Here is a 16,685-nt window from a genome sequence, read left to right as displayed (position 1 = left end):
GCCCGTGCAGAAGGTAGCCACCCGTCCTCGCCTGAATGTCGCCCCGCTCGATGCGAGCGTGAGCCTGCGTGCGCTCGCCTACGACGCGCTGAAGCGCGCCATCACCGACATGGACATCTACGGGGCCGACGAGGAAATCCGACTCGACGAGCGTCAGCTCTCCCAGGATCTCGGGGTAAGCCGCACGCCGATCCGCGAGGCCCTGACGGTGCTCGAACAGGAAGGCTTCGTCCGCTCCGTGCCGCGGCGCGGCATCTTCGTCATCCGCAAGTCGAAGCGCGAGATCATCGAGCTGATCCAGGTCTGGGCAGCGCTGGAGAGCATGGCCGCGCGGCTCGCCGCCGAACGCGCCACGGACGAGGAGCTCGCCGGGCTCAAGACCATCTTCTCCGAATTCGAGCAGGACGCGCCCGGCGAGCACATGCACGAATATTCGGACGCGAATATCCGCTTCCACCAGACCATCATCCGGCTCGGGCGCTGCACCCTGATCCAGGAGATGACGGAGAACCTGTTCCTGCACATGCGGGCGATCCGGGCGGTCTCGGTGCGCCAGGGCAACCGCGCCGCGCAGTCCAAGGCCGATCACGAGCGCATCATCGCCGCCCTGCAGCGCCGGGAGGCGGCGGCGGCCGAGGCGGCCGTCCGGGACCACACGCTCGGCCTCGCCGAACACGTGGCGAAGCACGGCGTCTTCCACGAGGAGTGAGGCGGCCTTTCCCGAACGAAGGGCGGGCGATCGCTCAAAGTTGACGAAAGAACTTCCTCCGGCGCTCATCGGCGGCGGTGCATGCTGCGCACGGAACCGGGACCCTCGCCATGCACAGACTTACCTGCGCCCTCGCCTTGGCGGCTTTCGTGACTTCCGCCTCGGCTCAGACGGTGAACATCATGCCAAGAATGCCTCAGCAAGCGGCCCAGGCAGTCACGCGCGTCCAGGTACAGGTCCAGCTGTCCGCCAGGCTGGGATCCGCCGCGACAGCCGAAGAGCAGCTGGAGACCCAGGAAGGGCTTCGCCGTGCGCTCTACGCATATGCGGCGAAGGAATGCGCGCTCATCACCGAGGTATTCAAGTCGGAGTGCCGCCTAGCGGCCCTGAATCTGTCGAGCCATGCAATGCCGCGGGGCGCTCCGGGCAATGACAGCACGACCGTTGGGGCGAACGCCACATATGAGCTGACGCCCAAGCCGACCGCGAACTGATCGGATCAGGTCCCGCCCGTCTTGCCGTGGCTCGTGACGAGCCGCAGGATCTGCACCGTCTCGGGCAGTTCGAGCAGGAACTCGGCGTCGCGCGGGAGATGGTGGATGGCGGTCGGATCTCTGCCCGTGAACGCAGCCATCGCCTCGACGCTCTCCCAGTACGAGATCGTCACGAACTCCGTCTCCGTCTCGCGGTCCTCGCGCATCGTCTGCACGCCGATCGCCTTCTCGATCAGGGGCTTGATGCCGACCTCGTAGTTGTAGGCCTCGTATGCGTCGGCGCGATCGCGGCGCGTCCGGCCGCGCCAGATGCGCGCGACAGTCGGTCCCCTTCCACCGTTCTCAGCCATGTTCACTCCCGCAGCTCAGACCTGCCGAGAGATCGTGCGTATCCCTCGCCCGCATCAAGCTCTGCTCGGTGCAACAAAAAAGCCGCGGGGGCTCGCCCGCGGCTCAAGTGGGTGGGAAGCTGAACGCCCTATTCGGCAGCTATCCTGTCCGGCACCCCGCCGATCGCGCCGGACTGCCGGATCTGGTCGACCTGGTTGTCGTTGAAGCCGAGCACGTCGCGGAGGATCTCGTCCGTATGCTCGCCGAGCAGCGGCGAGCGCACCACCTCGGAAGGTGAGTCCGAGAGTTTGATCGGGTTGCCGACCGTGATGTACTTGCCCCGGACCGGATGGTCGACCTCGACCAGCGTGCCCGTCGCATAAAGCGATTTCTCCTCCGCGATCTCCTTCATGGAGAGAATCGGCCCGCACGGGATGTCGTACTTGTTGAGGATCTCCATCGCCTCGAACTTGTCGTGCTGCATCGTCCACTGCTCGATGCGCCCGAATATCTCGTTGAGGCGCGGCAGCCGGGCGGCGGGCTTTGCGTAATCCGGGTGGGTCTTCCACTCCGGCTCGCCGATCACGTCGCAGATCGCCTCCCAGACCGGGGCCTGGGTGATGAAATAGATGTAGGCGTTCGGATCCGTCTCCCAGCCCTTGCACTTGAGGATGCGGCCGGGCTGGCCACCGCCCGAATCGTTGCCCGCACGCGGCACGGTATCGCCGAACGGGATGCCCTCGCCGTACTGCGAGTACTCCGTGAGCGGCCCATGCGCGAGGCGCTGCTGGTCGCGCAGCTTCACGCGGCAGAGGTTGAGCACGCCGTCCTGCATGGCGCAGGTGACCCTCTGGCCGCGGCCCGTCTTCTCGCGCTGGAACAGCGCCGTGACGATGCCGAGCGCGAGATGCAGCCCGGTCCCGGAATCGCCGATCTGGGCGCCCGTCACGAGCGGGATGCCGTCGCGGAACCCGGTCGTGGAGGCGGAGCCTCCGGCGCATTGCGCGACGTTCTCGTAGACCTTGCAATCCTCGTAGGGGCCCGGGCCGAAGCCCTTGATGGAGGCCACGATCATGCGCGGATTCAGGCTCTGGATGTGCTCCCAGGTGAGGCCCATCCGGTCGAGCGCGCCCGGCGCGAAGTTCTCCACGAGCACGTCGCAGCTCTTGATGAGCGCCTCGAGCACCTCCTTGCCCTTCGGATTCTTCGAATCGATCGTGATGGACCGCTTGTTGTGGTTCAGCATCGTGAAATAGAGGCTGTCGGCATCCTTCACGTCGCGGAGCTGGCCGCGCGTGATGTCGCCGACGCCCGGCCGCTCCACCTTGATCACGTCCGCGCCGAACCAGGCGAGAAGCTGCGTGCAGGTCGGGCCCGACTGCACATGCGTGAAATCAAGGATGCGGACGCCGTCCAATGCCTTGGTCATCTGATCCCTCCGATCGGTCAGCGGGACGGATCGCCCGCTCGGTGCTTAGCGATGATGTTGGGCGGCACGCCCATGTCCGGGCGAGGCCGCGGGGTCTCGTCAGGCCACCCCGGGAGCGCGCGTCTCGGCCCCTTCCGGGGTCGGCTGCTTCTTCTTGAGGACGCTCTGCGGATTGAGGTTGCCGATGCGGCCGCTCTCGCTGCCGGCAGCCGGGTCGATCACGGCGTTGATGAGCGTCGGCTTGCCGGAATCCATCGCGGCATCCACCGCGCGCTTCAGCTCGTCCGGGGTCGTCGCGTTCACGCCGACGCCGCCGAAGGCCTGCATCATCACGTCGTAGCGGGAATTGGCGACGAACACCGTCGTGGCGGGATCGGTGCCGGCCGGGTTGGTGTCGGTGCCGCGATAGATCCCGTTGTTGTTGAAGACGACGATGCAGACCGGCAGGTTGTACCGGCAGATCGTCTCGATCTCCATGCCCGAGAAGCCGAAGGCGCTGTCGCCTTCGACGGCGAGCACGGGCTTGCCGGTCTCGATCGCGGCCGCGATGGCGAAGCCCATGCCGATCCCCATCACGCCCCAGGTGCCGACGTCGAGGCGCTTCCTCGGCTGGTACATGTCGATGATGCCGCGCGCGAGGTCGAGCGTATTGGCGCCCTCGTTGACCAGGATCGCGTCTGGCCGCTCCTTGATGACGGTCCGCAGCGCGCCGAGCGCGCCGTGGAAATCCATGGGTGAGCGGTTGTTCATGAGCCGCGGCGCCATCTTGGCGACGTTCTCGTCCCGCTTCGCCTTCACGGCATCCGTCCAGGCGGAGGGCGGCGCCGTCCAGCCGCGCTCGATCTCGCCGAGGAAGGCAGAGACGCAGGAGCCGATATCGCCCACCACGGGGGCGGCGATCTCGACGTTGGAATCCATCTCCTTGGGCTCGATGTCGATCTGGATGAACTTCTTCGGGGCCTCGCCCCAGGCCTTCCCCTTGCCGTGCGAGAGCAGCCAGTTCAGCCGCGCCCCGATCAGCATGACGGTATCGGCCTCCTTCAGGACGAGGGAGCGGGCCGCGCCCGCGCATTGCGGGTGCGTGTCCGGCAGGATGCCCTTCGCCATGCTCATCGGCAGGAACGGGATGCCGCTCTTCTCGATGAGCGCGCGGATCGCGTCGTCCGCCTGCGCATAGGCCGCGCCCTTGCCGAGGATGATGAGCGGGCGCTTGGCGGCCTTGAGCACGTCCATCGCGCGTTTCACGGCCGAGGGCGCCGGGATCTGCGCCGGCGCCGGGTCGATCACCTTCACGAGGGACTTCCGGCCCGCCTCGGCATCCATCACCTGGCTGAAGAGCTTCGCGGGAAGGTCGAGATAGACGCCGCCCGGCCGGCCTGAAACCGCCGCCCGGATGGCGCGCGCCACGCCGATGGCGATGTCCTGCGCGTGGAGCACGCGGAAGGCCGCCTTGCAGAGGGGCTTGGCGATGGCGAGCTGGTCCATCTCCTCGTAGTCGCCCTGCTGCAGGTCGACGATCTCGCGCTCGGAGGAGCCGGAGATGAGGATCATCGGGAAGCAGTTCGTGGTCGCGTTCGCCAGCGCGGTCAGGCCGTTGAGGAAGCCTGGCGCCGAGACCGTGAGGCAGACGCCCGGCTTCTGGGTCAGGAAGCCCGCGATGGCGGCGGCGTTGCCGGCGTTCTGCTCGTGACGGAAGGAGATCACCCGCATCCCCTCGGCTTGCATCATCCGGCCGAGATCGGTGATCGGGATGCCGGGGACGTTGTAGACGTTGGTGATGCCGTTCAGCTTCAGTGCGTCGATGACGAGATGAAAGCCGTCCGTCAGCTCCGGCTCGGCCCGGACCTCCGTTACATTCGACTCGATACTGCGCACTGCCGCTGACATTCTGTTCCTCCAGGTGACTTTCTTCTGCCTGCGCCGGCTCGGCTGATCTCGGGACGCTGCGGGCCGGCTAGGCGGAAGCCGGCGCGGCCGCCGAACTCGGCCCACGGGAATGTCGTACAGGCGCCGCGTCGCCCACGGCGCCGGATCGCAGCGCAGCGGTGCGATCAGCGGCGAGCTCGCCGCGTCCCTGAAGCGCGGGCCGGGCCATAGGCCCCCTCCTTGATCTCCCTGCCGTCACGTACCGGCTGGAACCATGTCCCTGGTCCCTTGCCATCCGCGCAAGCGTTTTCTCCCGGGGCATCGTTGGCATGCCAAATACCAGAGGTCAATCTGGCACCGGCATCACACCGGGCATCACACCTTCCGCCGCTTGACATCGCAAGGCCTTGGCATGCCAAATACCAGCAATGGAGGGCGTGCTCCGGCTCGCCCGATCCGCCAAGTTCCGGCAAGATCGGACCAAAGGCACGCGACGACGTGCAGCGTTCAGGAGGAAGACGATGGCCGAGGCAGCACTCAAGCGCGCTCCCGAGGATTACGCAGCGGCCGCCCGGGACGAGGTGCGCCGCGTTCTCGACCGGGTGAAGGCGGAAGGGCGGACGAGCCTCACCGCGCCCGAGGGCAAGCTGGTTTGCGACGCCTACGGCATCCCGGTCCCGAAGGAGGGCGTGGCGGGCTCCGCGTCCGAGGCGACCCGGCTCGCCGATTCGATGGGCTACCCCGTCGTGCTGAAGATCGTCTCGCCCGACATCCTGCACAAGACGGAGGCGGGCGGCGTCCTCGTCGGCCTCAGGAGCGCCGAGGAGGTCGCGAAGGGCTACGACACGATCCTCGCGAACGCGAAGAACTACAACGCCGGCGCCAGGATCGAGGGCGTCCAGGTCCAGCAAATGCTGAAGGGCGGGACGGAGGTGATCGTCGGCGCGATCACCGACGGGTCCTTCGGGAAGCTCGTCGCCTTCGGCCTCGGCGGCGTGCTGGTCGAGGTGCTCAAGGACATCACCTTCCGGATGGCGCCGGCGACGCGCCAGGACGCCATGTCGATGCTCGACGGCATTCAGGCCCATGAGATGCTGAAGGGCGTGCGCGGCGGCGATCCGGTCGACCGAGAGGCCCTGGCCGACGTCATCGTCAAGGTGAGCCAGCTCGTCTCCGACTTCCCCGAGATCTCCGAGCTGGATCTGAACCCGGTCTTCGCCACCAAGGCGGACGCGATCGCGGCCGACGTCCGCATCGTGCTCGACTTCGACGCCAAGCCACGCCCGGCGGTCCGCTCCAACGAGGAGATCGTGACCGCCATGAACCGCATCATGCGGCCGAAGGCGGTCGCGGTGATCGGCGCCTCCGCCGAGGCGGGCAAGATCGGCAACTCCGTGATGAAGAACCTCATCAACGGCGGCTACAAGGGCCAGATCTACCCGATCCATCCGAAGGCGGACGAGATCCTCGGCTACAAGGCCTACAAGAGCGTCAAGGACGTGCCCGGCGTGATCGACACGGCGGTGTTCGCGATCCCGGCCAAGTTCGTCGCGGCGGCGCTGACGGAATGCGGCGAGAAGCAGATCCCCGGCGCCGTGCTCATCCCGTCGGGCTTCGCGGAAGCGGGCGAGCCGCAGCTCCAGGACGAGATCGTCGAGATCGGCAAGAAGTACAACATCCGGCTCATGGGGCCGAACATCTACGGCTTCTACTACACGCCGGAGAATCTCTGCGCGACCTTCTGCACGGCCTACGACGTGAAGGGCTCGGCCGCCCTCTCCTCCCAGTCGGGCGGCATCGGCATGGCCATCATCGGCTTCTCGCGTTCGGCCAAGATGGGCGTCTCGGCGATCGTCGGGCTCGGCAACAAGTCGGACATCGACGAGGACGATCTGCTCGCCTTCTTCGAGCAGGACGACAACACCAAGGTCATCGCGCAGCATTGCGAGGACCTGAAGGACGGGCGCGCCTTCGCGGAAGCCGCCAAGCGCGTCTCGAAGAAGAAGCCGGTCATCGTGCTCAAGGCCGGCCGCACCTCGGCCGGCGCCCGGGCGGCCGCCTCGCATACCGGTGCGCTCGCGGGCAACGACAAGATCTACGAGGACGTGTTCAAGCAGGCGGGCGTCGTTCGCGCCCGCTCGCTGCGCCAGCTTCTCGAATTCGCCAGGGGCGTGCCGATCCTGCCGACCCCGAAGGGCGAGAACGTCCTCATCATCACGGGCGCAGGGGGTTCGGGCGTCCTCCTGTCCGACTCCGTGGTCGATAACGGCCTGTCGCTGATGCAGATGCCGCCGGACCTCGACGAGGCCTTCAAGAAGTTCATCCCGCCCTTCGGCGCGTCGGGCAACCCGGTCGACATCACGGGCGGGGAGCCGCCCCGGACCTACCAGAACACGGTCCGGCTCGGGCTCGAGGACGATCGCATCCATGCGCTCATCCTCGGCTACTGGCACACCATCGTGACGCCGCCGATGGTCTTCGCCAGGCTGATGGTCGAGGTGGTCGAGGAGATGAAGGCGAAGGGCAAGGTGAAGCCCGTCGTGGCCTCGCTCGCCGGCGACATCGAGGTCGAGGAGGCGTCGCAATACCTCTACGACCACGGCATTCCGGCCTATGCCTATTCGACCGAGCTGCCGGTCGAGGTGCTCGGCGCCAAGTACAAATGGGCCCGCGGCGCGGGTCTGCTGTAACCTCTGCCCTCCCCCTCGACGGGGAGGGGAACGCGGTAGCCCATGAACATCCACAATCCAGGCGTGATGGCCGGCACCGCCGCTTCGCGGTCCGTCCATCCGGGCTCCGGCCGGCGCAAGACACGCGACACGCCCAAGGGCCGGCAGGTCGAGCCGCAGGCTCTCGCCGAGGTCGAGGCGCTGCTCGGGGATCGCCCGCGCCGCGCGGATCTCCTGATCGAGCATCTGCATCTGCTGCAGGACCATTTCGGCTGCCTGCATGTGCGCCACCTGACTGCGCTCGCCAACCTGATGCGGCTCGCGCTCGTGGAGGTCTACGAGGTCGCGTCCTTCTACGCCCATTTCGACATCGTCATGGACGGCGAGCCCGCCCCGCCCGCCGTGACGATCCGCGTCTGCGACTCGCTGTCCTGCGCGCTGGCCGGCGCCGACAAGCTTCTCGGCGCCCTGAAATCCTCGCTCGAACCCGGAATCCGCGTCGTGCGGGCGCCCTGCATGGGCGGCTGCCACCAGGCCCCGATGGCCGCGATCGGCCACGCGCTCCATCCGCATGCGACGGTCGAGAGCGTCGCGGCCGAAGCGCTGGCCGGCCACACGCACCCGCATGTTCCGGCCTATCCGGATCTCGACGCCTATCGTGCGGGCGGCGGCTACGAGCTCCTGTCCGAGCTTCTCGATGGGAGGCGCTCCATCGAGGACGTCATCAAGACGATGGAGGATTCGGGCCTGCGCGGCCTCGGCGGGGCCGGATTCCCGACGGGCCGCAAGTGGCGCTTCGTACGCGCCGAACCTGCACCGCGCCTCATGGCGGTCAACGGCGACGAGGGCGAGCCCGGCACATTCAAGGACCGGCACTATCTCGAGACCGACCCCCACCGCTTCCTGGAAGGCATGCTGATCGGCGCGCTCGCGGTGGAGGCGGAGGAGGTCTACATCTACCTGCGGGACGAGTATCCGCAGTGCCGCGAGATCCTCCTGCGGGAGATCCCCAAGGTCGAGGCGGCGGGCCTGGCCAGGCGCACGCGCATCCATCTCCGCCGCGGTGCCGGCGCCTATATCTGCGGCGAGGAGAGCGCGATGCTCGAATCGATCGAGGGCAAGCGCGGATTGCCTCGGCACAAACCACCCTTCCCCAGCCAGGTGGGCCTCTTCGGCCGCCCGACGCTGATCAACAATGTCGAGACGCTCTTCTGGGTACGGGAGATCGTCGAGAAGGGGCCGGAGTGGTTCGGCTCGCATGGGCGGAACGGCCGCAAGGGCCTTCGGACCTTTTCGGTTTCCGGCCGCGTCCACGAGCCAGGCGTGAAACTCGCGCCCGCCGGCATCACGGTCCGCGAACTGATCGACGAATATTGCGGGGGCATGGAAGAGGGCCACACGTTCAAGGGCTACCTTCCGGGCGGCGCCTCGGGCGGCATCCTGCCGGCCTCCATGGCCGACATCCCGCTCGATTTCGGCACGCTGGAGTCGCATGGCTCCTTCATCGGGTCCGCAGCCGTGGTCGTCCTGTCCGACAAGGACAACATGCGCGACGTCGCGCTGAACCTGATGAAGTTCTTCGAGGACGAATCCTGCGGGCAATGCACGCCTTGCCGGATCGGCACCGAGAAGGCGGTCATGATCATGGAGCGCCCGACCTGGGACGAGGAGCTCCTGAACGAGCTCACCAGGGTCATGACGGACGCCTCGATCTGCGGCCTCGGCCAGGCCGCCATGAACCCGGTCAAGCAGGTCATGAAGCATTTCCGCGAGGATTTTGCCGGCCTGGCGCCCGCGGTGGCCGCGGAAGAGCCGACGCCCGGCAAGCCGGCGCGGTATTGAGCGTCATGGCCCGCGATACTCACGTCGGGTGGGGCGCGGGTCCCCTCTCCCAGGGGGAGAGGGACAGGGTGAGGGGCGTGCCCCGTCCGGAAAAGCCGCTCCCCTCACCCCAACCCTCTCCCTCTGGGAGAGGGAGCGCGTCGGCGCTTCCCGAGCCAGATGGTGACCACCATGTCTGACGGACTCCCGGTCTTCGACGAAATCCGTTTCACGCTCGACGGCAAGGACGTGACCGCCCGCCCTGGCGAGACCATCTGGCAGGTCGCGAGCCGGCACGGTACGGATATCCCGCATCTCTGCTACTCGACCAAGCCGGGCTACCGACCCGACGGCAATTGCCGCGCCTGCATGGTCGAGATCGAGGGCGAGCGCGTGCTTGCGGCCTCCTGCATCCGCAAGCCCACCCCCGGCATGAAGGTGAGGAGCGCCTCCGAGCGCGCCGAGGCCTCGCGCAAGCTCGTCTTCGAGCTGCTCCTGGCCGACCAGCCCGCGCGCGACTGCGCGCACGACCCGCACTCCGCCTTCTGGACCTGGTCCGACCGCATCCAGCTCGCAGACAGCCGCTTTCCGGCGATCGACCGGCCGAACAAGGCCGACGACTTCTCGCATCCGGCCATGGCCGTGCAGCTCGACGCCTGCATCCATTGCGGGCTCTGCGTGCGCGCCTGCCGCGAGGTCCAGGTCAACGACGTGATCGGCATGGCCTATCGCGGCCACATGGAGAAGATCGTCTTCGACTTCGACGATCCGATGGGCGGCTCGACCTGCGTCTCCTGCGGCGAATGCGTCCAGGCCTGCCCGACCGGCGCGCTGATGGAGAAGGCGCTCGTCGACGAGCAGGGCGTCTTCACGAACGCGCCGGAGCGCGAGGTGGATTCGGTCTGCCCCTATTGCGGCGTCGGCTGCCAGCTCACCTACCAGATCAAGGAGGACAGGATCGTCGCCGTCCAGGGCCGCGACGGTCCCTCGAACCAGGAGCGTCTCTGCGTCAAGGGGCGGTTCGGCTTCGACTACGTCCACCATCCCGACAGACTCACCGTGCCGCTCATCCGCAAGGAGGGCGTCCCGAAGCACGACGTCGATATCGATCCCATGAACCCCTGGACGCATTTCCGCGAGGCGACCTGGGAGGAGGCGATGGAGCGCGCCGCCGGCGGCCTCGCGACGATCCGGGACACGTTCGGGGGCGGCGCCCTCGCCGGGTTCGGTTCGGCCAAGGGCTCCAACGAGGAAGCATATCTCTTCCAGAAGCTCGTCCGCGCCGGCTTCGGCACCAACAACGTCGACCATTGCACCCGGCTCTGCCACGCTTCCTCGGTCGCGGGTCTGCTCGAGGGCGTCGGCTCGGGCGCGGTCTCGGCACCCTTCATGGCCGCCAAGGACGCGGACGTGATCGTGGTGATCGGCGCGAACCCGATCGAGAACCACCCGGTCGCCGCGACCTTCTTCAAGAACGCGGTCGAGCGCGGGGCGAAGCTCATCGTCATGGACCCGCGCGGCGTCGCGCTGAAGCGCTTCGCGACGCACATGCTGCAGTTCAAGCCGGGCCGCGACGTCGCCATGCTGAACGCGATCCTGCACACGATCGTCGCGGAGAAGCTGTACGATCAGCAATACGTGCAGGCGAACGCGGACGATTTCGACAAGCTCGTCGAGAACGTGAAGGACTACCCGCCGGAGGAGATGGAGAAGATCTGCGGCATCCCGGCCGAGACCCTGCGCGAGGTCGCGCGCGTCTATGCCCGGGCGGAGGCTGCGATCATCTTCTGGGGGATGGGCGTCAGCCAGCACATCCACGGGACCGACAACACGCGCTGCCTGATCGCCTTGGCGCTCTCGACCGGCCAGATCGGCCGTCCGGGCACCGGGCTGCACCCCCTCCGCGGCCAGAACAACGTGCAGGGCGCCTCGGATGCGGGGCTGATCCCGATGTTCTTCCCGGACTACAAGTCGGTGGAGGACCCGGACATCCGCGCCCGCTACGAGGAACTCTGGGGCAGGAAGCTCGACCCGAAGCGCGGCCTGACCGTCGTCGAGATCATGGATGCGATCCATGCCGGCCAGATCCGCGGCATGTACATCATGGGCGAGAACCCGGCGATGTCCGACCCGGACGTGAGCCATGCCCGCGAGGCCCTGGCCAAGCTCGACCACCTCGTCGTGCAGGACATCTTCCTGACCGAGACGGCGAAATATGCCGACGTCGTGCTCCCGGCCTCCGCCTGGCCTGAGAAGAACGGCACCGTCTCCAACACGAACCGCCAGGTGCAGATGGGGCGGGCCGCCCTCCCCCTCCCCGGCCAGGCGCGGCAGGATCTCGACATCATCATCGATCTCGCGAACCGGCTCGGGCTCGACTGGCGCTACGGCCACGTGAGCGAGGTCTTCGCCGAGATGGCCTCCGTGATGCCGTCGCTCGCCAACATCACCTGGGAGAGGGTCGAGCGCGAGAACTCGGTCACCTATCCGTGCGATGCGCCCGACCAGCCGGGCCAGGACATCGTCTTCGGCAACGGCTTCCCGACCAGGACCGGCCGGGCGAAATTCGTGCCCGCGAAGCTCGTCTCGCCAGCCGAGGAGCCGGATGCCGAATATCCGTTCGTGCTGACGACGGGCCGGCAGCTCGAGCACTGGCATACCGGCTCGATGACGCGGCGCAGCCAGGTGCTCGACGAGCTCGAGCCCGAGGCGGTCGCCTATGTCTCGGCCCGGGACATGGAGCGCCTCGGCGCCCATACGGGCGAGTTCATCCAGGTGTCGACCCGCCGCGGCTCGATCCGCCTGAAGGCGCGCATCGACGGGATGATCCCGCCGGGGCTGATCTTCATCCCCTTTGCCTATGCGGAAGCTGCCGCGAACATCCTCACCAATCCGCAGCTCGATCCGTTCGGGAAGATCCCCGAATTCAAGTACTGCGCGGCCAGGATGGAGCGGGTGCCGGAGCCGGCGCTGCAGGCGGCGGAATAATCCCTGAGACGAGTTGTGGGCGCCCCTTCTCCCCTTGCGGGAGAAGGTGGCCTTCGCGTCAGCGAAGGTCGGATGAGGGGTGACCCACGAGCGATAGACCCCTCATCCGTCACGGCTGCGCCGTGACACCTTCTCCGCAAGGGGAGAAGAAACGCGGAGCGCTCGCATGAAAATCTGCATCTACGGTGCCGGCGCCATCGGCGGCTTCATGGCGGTCGGCCTGGCCCAGAGCGGCGCGGAGGTCTCCCTCATCGCCCGCGGCGCCCACCTCAAGGCGATCCAGGAGAACGGGCTCACGGTCCGCGGCAAGGACGGCGAGCGAAACGCGAAGCTCCGCGCCTCCTCCGATCCGGCCGAGCTCGGCCCGCAGGATTACGTCATCGTCGCGCTGAAGGCCCATCAGGCCTGGGAAGCGGCGGAGGCGATGAAGCCGCTGCTCGGGCCGGACACGGCCGTCGTAACGGCGCAGAACGGCATTCCCTGGTGGTACTTCTACGGCTTCGAGGGCCAGTTCGCGAACCTGCAGCTCCAGAGCGTCGATCCTGACGGGCGACAGTGGCGCACGATCGGGCCGGAGCGCGCCATCGCCTGCACCGTCTACCCGGCGACCGAGATCACGGAACCGGGCGTGATCAAGCACATCTACGGCGACCGCTTCGGGCTCGGGGAGCCGACGGGCCAGATCACGGAGCGGCTGACCCGACTTGCAGAGGCGTTCGAGAAGGGCGGGCTCAAGCCGAAGATCGACCCGAAGATCCGCGACGACATCTGGCTCAAGCTCTGGGGCAATCTCTGCTTCAACCCGATCTCGGCGCTGACCCGCGCGACCCTCGATATCGTCGCGACGGACCCGGGCACGCGGGCGGTGGCGCGCGGCATGATGGCGGAGGCGGAGAAGATCGCGCGCCGCATCGGCACGCATTTCCGGGTCGGGATCGAACGGCGGATCGACGGGGCGGCGAGCGTGGGCGCGCACCGGACCTCGATGCTGCAGGACCTCGACAAGGGCCGGCCGATCGAGCTCGATGCGCTCCTCACGGTCGTTCAGGAGATGGGCCGCCTCGTCGATGTCGACACGCCGACCATCGACATCGTCCTGGCGCTCACCCAGCAGATGGGCCGGGTTGCGGGAGTGTATCCCGTGTTCCCGGAGCAGACCGAGCCGGTCCGGCTCGACTGATGCGGAGGTGCTCCGGGCGGAAGCCGCCCGGAGCCGAGTTCAGCCGCTCAGCGGCAGACGCGCCGCGTCTCGATGATCACGCGGCCGCCCGGCCGGCGCACGCGCTCCTGAACGGTGCGGCAGTGTCTCCCGGGGCGAACGTCCGGCCGGCAGGTGCGCACCATGCGCCACTCGACCCGGCCGCCCGGCCGCCGGACGCGCTCGCGCCGCACGACGCAGGCCACATCCTCGATCAGGGAGCCCGCCCTCGCGAGGCCCGGATCCTGGAACTTCGCCGCCTGCGACGGCGTCCCGGCGAGGATCGCTCCAGCCGCAAGTGCGGCCATTCCGACGATCAGACGCTTCATCCGCATTTCTCCTTTGTGCGGGGGGTGGCTCGGATCGAACCGCCGCGGCGGGCCGATGTTCCTGCGCGCCTTAGACCGGCGGGGGTTAACAAGCCTGCACGGGCGGTCAGGCCGCCTCGAGTGCCGGCTCGCGCGATACGAGGGCGACGGCTGCGCGCAAGGTGGCGAGATCCGCGTCGGGCCGCGTGCCGGCGGTCGCGAGGTGCCGCCGATAGGCCCGCGCCCCCGGCCGCCCGTTGAAGAGGCCGAGCATGTGGCGCGTCATGGCGTGGAGGCGCAGCCCTTCCGCAAGCCGGGCCGCCACATACGGCTCGTACAGCGCGACCGCCTCGAACGGATCGGCCGCGGGCGGCTCCTCGCCGAAGAGTTCGCGATCGACCTCCAGGAGGATTGCCGGGTCCTGGTAGGCGGCGCGGCCGAGCATCGCCCCGTCCACGTGATCGAGATGCGCCCTCGCCTCCCCCACGGTCCTGATGCCGCCGTTGATGGCGACCGGTTTCTCCGGCCAGGCCCGCTTCAGCTCGTAGACGCGCGGATAATCGAGAGGCGGGATGTCTCGGTTCTCCTTCGGCGAGAGCCCCTGGAGCCATGCCTTCCGGGCATGAACGACGAGCGCGTCCGCTCCCGCCCCGAAGACCGCGCGCGCCATCTCGTCGAGGGCCGGCCCGGTATCCTGGTCGTCGACGCCGAGGCGGCATTTCACCGTGACCGGCACGGCCACCGCGGCCTTCATGGCCGCGACGCATTCCCCGACGAGCGCCGGCTCCCGCATGAGGCAGGCGCCGAAGCGGCCATCCTGGACCCGGTCGGACGGGCAGCCGACATTGAGGTTGACCTCGTCATAGCCGAAGCCTTCCGCGATGCGGGCGGCCTCGGCAAGTTCCCTCGGGTCAGACCCGCCGAGCTGGACGGCGACTGGACGCTCCGCCACCGAGAAGCCGAGCAGCCGCTCGCGCGGGCCGTGGAGGACCGCGCCGGTGGTCACCATCTCGGTATAGAGCCGCGCCCGCCGCGTGAGGACGCGGTGGAAGGCCCGGCAATGCCGGTCCGTCCAGTCCATCATCGGCGCGACCGAGAAGCGGAAGCCGGCGAGCCGGCCGGGCTGCTCCCCAAGCGAAATCATCAACCTACCTCTGCCGGGCCACAGCAGGCCGTCAACCCGAGGCCGATGACATAGAGGCCGACCCGCGGCGGCGCCAGCGGGGCCGATCATGGCGGGCCCTGAAGACGCTTTCCCGGCTGCCGCCCTGCATCATTGCGCCCGGTCGAGCTCGACATGGCGGTCGAGCGGCTGGACGAGGCGGTAAATCGCGCCGTCCGCCGTGACTGGCGTCCAGGCCGCGGACAGGCCACAAGGCGCCATGCCCGCAATCGATCCGATCACCCGCTCCGTGGTCCAGCACCGCCTCTCCTCCATCGCCGCCGAGATGGGCGAGGCGATGCTCAGGACGTCCTATTCGCAGATCCTCAATTCCAGCCGCGACTTCTCCATCGCGATCACGGACACCGAGGGCCGGCTCGTGGCCCAGGATGACCACCTTCCGGTCCATGTCGGCGCCCTGACCGGCCCCGCCTTCCTTGAGACGGAGACGACGACGGTGGTGGTGAACGAGAGCGACCGCCTCAAGATGAATGGTCTCGGCTGGCTGGACATCCGCCTTGGAGGTGCCGCGTGAACAATCCCGTGCTCGATGCGCCCCACCCGCCCCGGTCGGAGCTCTATGTGCCGGACCGATCCGGCTTTTGGGAGCGGACCGAGCCAGGCCCGGCTGGGTTCGATCCTGCCGGCCTGGCGGCAGCGGTGGTGTTTGCGCAGGGTCACGAAAGCCCCTGGCCGCGCAGCCTCTTCTACCCAGACGGGCGCTATGTCGGGAACGTGGAGTGGAACGAGACCGGGCCGTGGAGCGAGGTCGTCGGCCCCGTGCGCGAGCGCGGCGGACCGGCCGGTCTCGTCCTGAAGGGCGGGCGCATCGTCGCCGAATGGGGCGACACCGCCCGCCCGGACATGACCTTCTCGATCGCGAAGAGCTATCTCGCCGTGCTCGCGGGACTCGCCTCCGACGACGGCCTGATCCGAGATGTCGACGAGCCGGTACGCGCGACGGTGGACGATCCGCTGCTTGGTGGCCCACGTAACGGGCGGATCACCTGGCGCCACCTCCTGCAGCAATCGAGCGAGTGGGAGGGCGAGCTCTTCGGGAAGTCCGACCAGGTGGACCATTTCCGGCAGATCGGGCCGGGCGCCGACAACAGCCGGAAGGGCGAGCTCCGCGAGCGGCGGGAGCCCGGCACCTATTACGAATACAACGACGTCCGGGTGAACCTGCTCGCCTATTGCCTGCTCCGGCTCTTCGGCCGGCCCCTCCCGGAGGTCCTGCGCGAGCGGGTCATGGATCCGATCGGCGCCTCCGGGACCTGGGAGTGGAACGGCTACTCCACCTCATGGGTCGAGCTGGGAGGCAGGCGCGTGCAGTCCGTCCCGGGCGGCTCCCATTGGGGCGGTGGGCTGGTCATCAGCACGCTCGACCATGCGCGGTTCGGGCTCCTCATCGGACGCGGGGGACGATGGGGCGGCCGCCGGGTCCTGTCCGAGACCTGGATCGAGCGCATGGTGCAGCCTTCGCCCACGCTCGCGAATTACGGCTTTCTCTGGTGGCTGAACACCGGACCGGGCGCCAACCCGGCCCTGCCGGCCTCCTCCTTCTCGGCGACGGGCGCAGGCTCGAACGTCATCTGGATCGATCCGGAGCGCGACGTCGTTGTCGTCGTGCGCTGGATCGACAAGGCCGCCGTGGACCCTTTCCTCACCCGCGTCGCGCAGTCGCTCCGGCCTTGAGTCCGGAGCAGGATCG

General features: G+C 68.1%; 13 protein-coding genes. 8 read left to right on the top strand and 5 right to left on the bottom strand.

The window, feature by feature from the left end:
• Positions 1-4 precede the first annotated feature (4 nt).
• A complete protein-coding gene (locus tag HJG44_RS06370; RefSeq protein ID WP_346767110.1) occupies positions 5-709 on the top strand; it encodes a GntR family transcriptional regulator in 705 nt (234 codons plus the stop codon).
• Positions 710-882: 173 nt separating this feature from the next.
• Positions 883-1,203: a hypothetical protein gene (locus HJG44_RS06365; protein WP_171217527.1), complete on the top strand. Its 321-nt coding sequence runs from the start codon at positions 883-885 to the stop codon at positions 1,201-1,203.
• Positions 1,204-1,208: 5 nt separating this feature from the next.
• On the opposite strand, the gene HJG44_RS06360 is transcribed toward HJG44_RS06365, so the two are convergent.
• The 3 genes from HJG44_RS06360 to oxc all read right to left on the bottom strand — a co-directional run bounded on the left by HJG44_RS06360 (position 1,209) and on the right by oxc (position 4,849).
• Complete coding sequence (locus tag HJG44_RS06360) at positions 1,209-1,553, bottom strand: antibiotic biosynthesis monooxygenase family protein (RefSeq protein ID WP_171217526.1); 345 nt, start codon at positions 1,551-1,553, stop codon at positions 1,209-1,211.
• A gap of 128 nt (positions 1,554-1,681) precedes the next feature.
• Positions 1,682-2,962 (bottom strand): formyl-CoA transferase, encoded by a 1,281-nt coding sequence (frc, locus tag HJG44_RS06355; protein WP_171217525.1) that lies wholly within the window; start codon positions 2,960-2,962, stop codon positions 1,682-1,684.
• A 99-nt stretch (positions 2,963-3,061) separates the two neighbouring features.
• Positions 3,062-4,849 (bottom strand): oxalyl-CoA decarboxylase, encoded by a 1,788-nt coding sequence (gene oxc, locus HJG44_RS06350; protein WP_171217524.1) that lies wholly within the window; start codon positions 4,847-4,849, stop codon positions 3,062-3,064.
• 500 nt (positions 4,850-5,349) lie between these two features.
• Between oxc and HJG44_RS06345 the strand changes: the two genes are divergently transcribed.
• The 4 genes from HJG44_RS06345 (at position 5,350) to HJG44_RS06330 (ending at position 13,486) form a co-directional block, all read left to right on the top strand.
• A complete protein-coding gene (locus HJG44_RS06345) occupies positions 5,350-7,518 on the top strand; it encodes an acetate--CoA ligase family protein (protein ID WP_171217523.1) in 2,169 nt (722 codons plus the stop codon).
• Between the two features lie 42 nt (positions 7,519-7,560).
• Positions 7,561-9,339, top strand: coding sequence for an NADH-ubiquinone oxidoreductase-F iron-sulfur binding region domain-containing protein (locus tag HJG44_RS06340; protein ID WP_246736095.1), 1,779 nt, complete (start codon positions 7,561-7,563; stop codon positions 9,337-9,339).
• Between the two features lie 171 nt (positions 9,340-9,510).
• A complete protein-coding gene (gene fdhF / locus HJG44_RS06335; protein ID WP_171217522.1) occupies positions 9,511-12,306 on the top strand; it encodes a formate dehydrogenase subunit alpha in 2,796 nt (931 codons plus the stop codon).
• Between the two features lie 166 nt (positions 12,307-12,472).
• Positions 12,473-13,486: a 2-dehydropantoate 2-reductase gene (locus tag HJG44_RS06330; protein WP_171217521.1), complete on the top strand. Its 1,014-nt coding sequence runs from the start codon at positions 12,473-12,475 to the stop codon at positions 13,484-13,486.
• Positions 13,487-13,533: 47 nt separating this feature from the next.
• Here the strand turns inward: HJG44_RS06330 and HJG44_RS06325 are convergent, their stop codons facing one another.
• Both HJG44_RS06325 and dusA read right to left on the bottom strand, forming a co-directional pair.
• On the bottom strand, positions 13,534-13,833 hold the full coding sequence (locus HJG44_RS06325) for a hypothetical protein (RefSeq protein ID WP_171217520.1): 300 nt from the start codon (positions 13,831-13,833) through the stop codon (positions 13,534-13,536).
• A 106-nt stretch (positions 13,834-13,939) separates the two neighbouring features.
• Positions 13,940-14,956 (bottom strand): tRNA dihydrouridine(20/20a) synthase DusA, encoded by a 1,017-nt coding sequence (gene dusA / locus HJG44_RS06320; RefSeq protein WP_171217519.1) that lies wholly within the window; start codon positions 14,954-14,956, stop codon positions 13,940-13,942.
• Between the two features lie 238 nt (positions 14,957-15,194).
• Between dusA and HJG44_RS23580 the strand changes: the two genes are divergently transcribed.
• Complete coding sequence (locus tag HJG44_RS23580) at positions 15,195-15,509, top strand: hydantoinase B/oxoprolinase family protein (RefSeq protein ID WP_246736094.1); 315 nt, start codon at positions 15,195-15,197, stop codon at positions 15,507-15,509.
• On the top strand, positions 15,506-16,669 hold the full coding sequence (locus HJG44_RS06310) for a serine hydrolase domain-containing protein (protein ID WP_346767109.1): 1,164 nt from the start codon (positions 15,506-15,508) through the stop codon (positions 16,667-16,669). Before HJG44_RS23580 ends, HJG44_RS06310 begins: the two co-directional genes overlap by 4 nt.
• Positions 16,670-16,685 lie beyond the last annotated feature (16 nt).

Origin of the sequence: Enterovirga aerilata (assembly GCF_013044135.1) — a bacterium.
In the GTDB taxonomy this organism is placed as follows: domain Bacteria; phylum Pseudomonadota; class Alphaproteobacteria; order Rhizobiales; family Beijerinckiaceae; genus Enterovirga; species Enterovirga aerilata.
Note: the sequence above shows the minus strand (reverse complement) of the source record. Positions and strands in the feature narration are given on the sequence as shown.

Excerpts from the sequence above, each read along its gene's own strand:
- HJG44_RS06360 (WP_171217526.1), bottom strand. The coding sequence starts at position 1,553 with ATGGCTGAGAACGGTGGAAGGGGACCGACTGTCGCGCGCATCTGGCGC.
- oxc (WP_171217524.1), bottom strand. The coding sequence starts at position 4,849 with ATGTCAGCGGCAGTGCGCAGTATCGAGTCGAATGTAACGGAGGTCCGG.
- fdhF (WP_171217522.1), top strand. The coding sequence starts at position 9,511 with ATGTCTGACGGACTCCCGGTCTTCGACGAAATCCGTTTCACGCTCGAC.
- HJG44_RS06330 (WP_171217521.1), top strand. The coding sequence starts at position 12,473 with ATGAAAATCTGCATCTACGGTGCCGGCGCCATCGGCGGCTTCATGGCG.
- HJG44_RS06340 (WP_246736095.1), top strand. The coding sequence starts at position 7,561 with ATGAACATCCACAATCCAGGCGTGATGGCCGGCACCGCCGCTTCGCGG.
- frc (WP_171217525.1), bottom strand. The coding sequence starts at position 2,962 with ATGACCAAGGCATTGGACGGCGTCCGCATCCTTGATTTCACGCATGTG.
- HJG44_RS06345 (WP_171217523.1), top strand. The coding sequence starts at position 5,350 with ATGGCCGAGGCAGCACTCAAGCGCGCTCCCGAGGATTACGCAGCGGCC.
- dusA (WP_171217519.1), bottom strand. The coding sequence starts at position 14,956 with ATGATTTCGCTTGGGGAGCAGCCCGGCCGGCTCGCCGGCTTCCGCTTC.
- HJG44_RS23580 (WP_246736094.1), top strand. The coding sequence starts at position 15,195 with ATGCCCGCAATCGATCCGATCACCCGCTCCGTGGTCCAGCACCGCCTC.
- HJG44_RS06325 (WP_171217520.1), bottom strand. The coding sequence starts at position 13,833 with ATGAAGCGTCTGATCGTCGGAATGGCCGCACTTGCGGCTGGAGCGATC.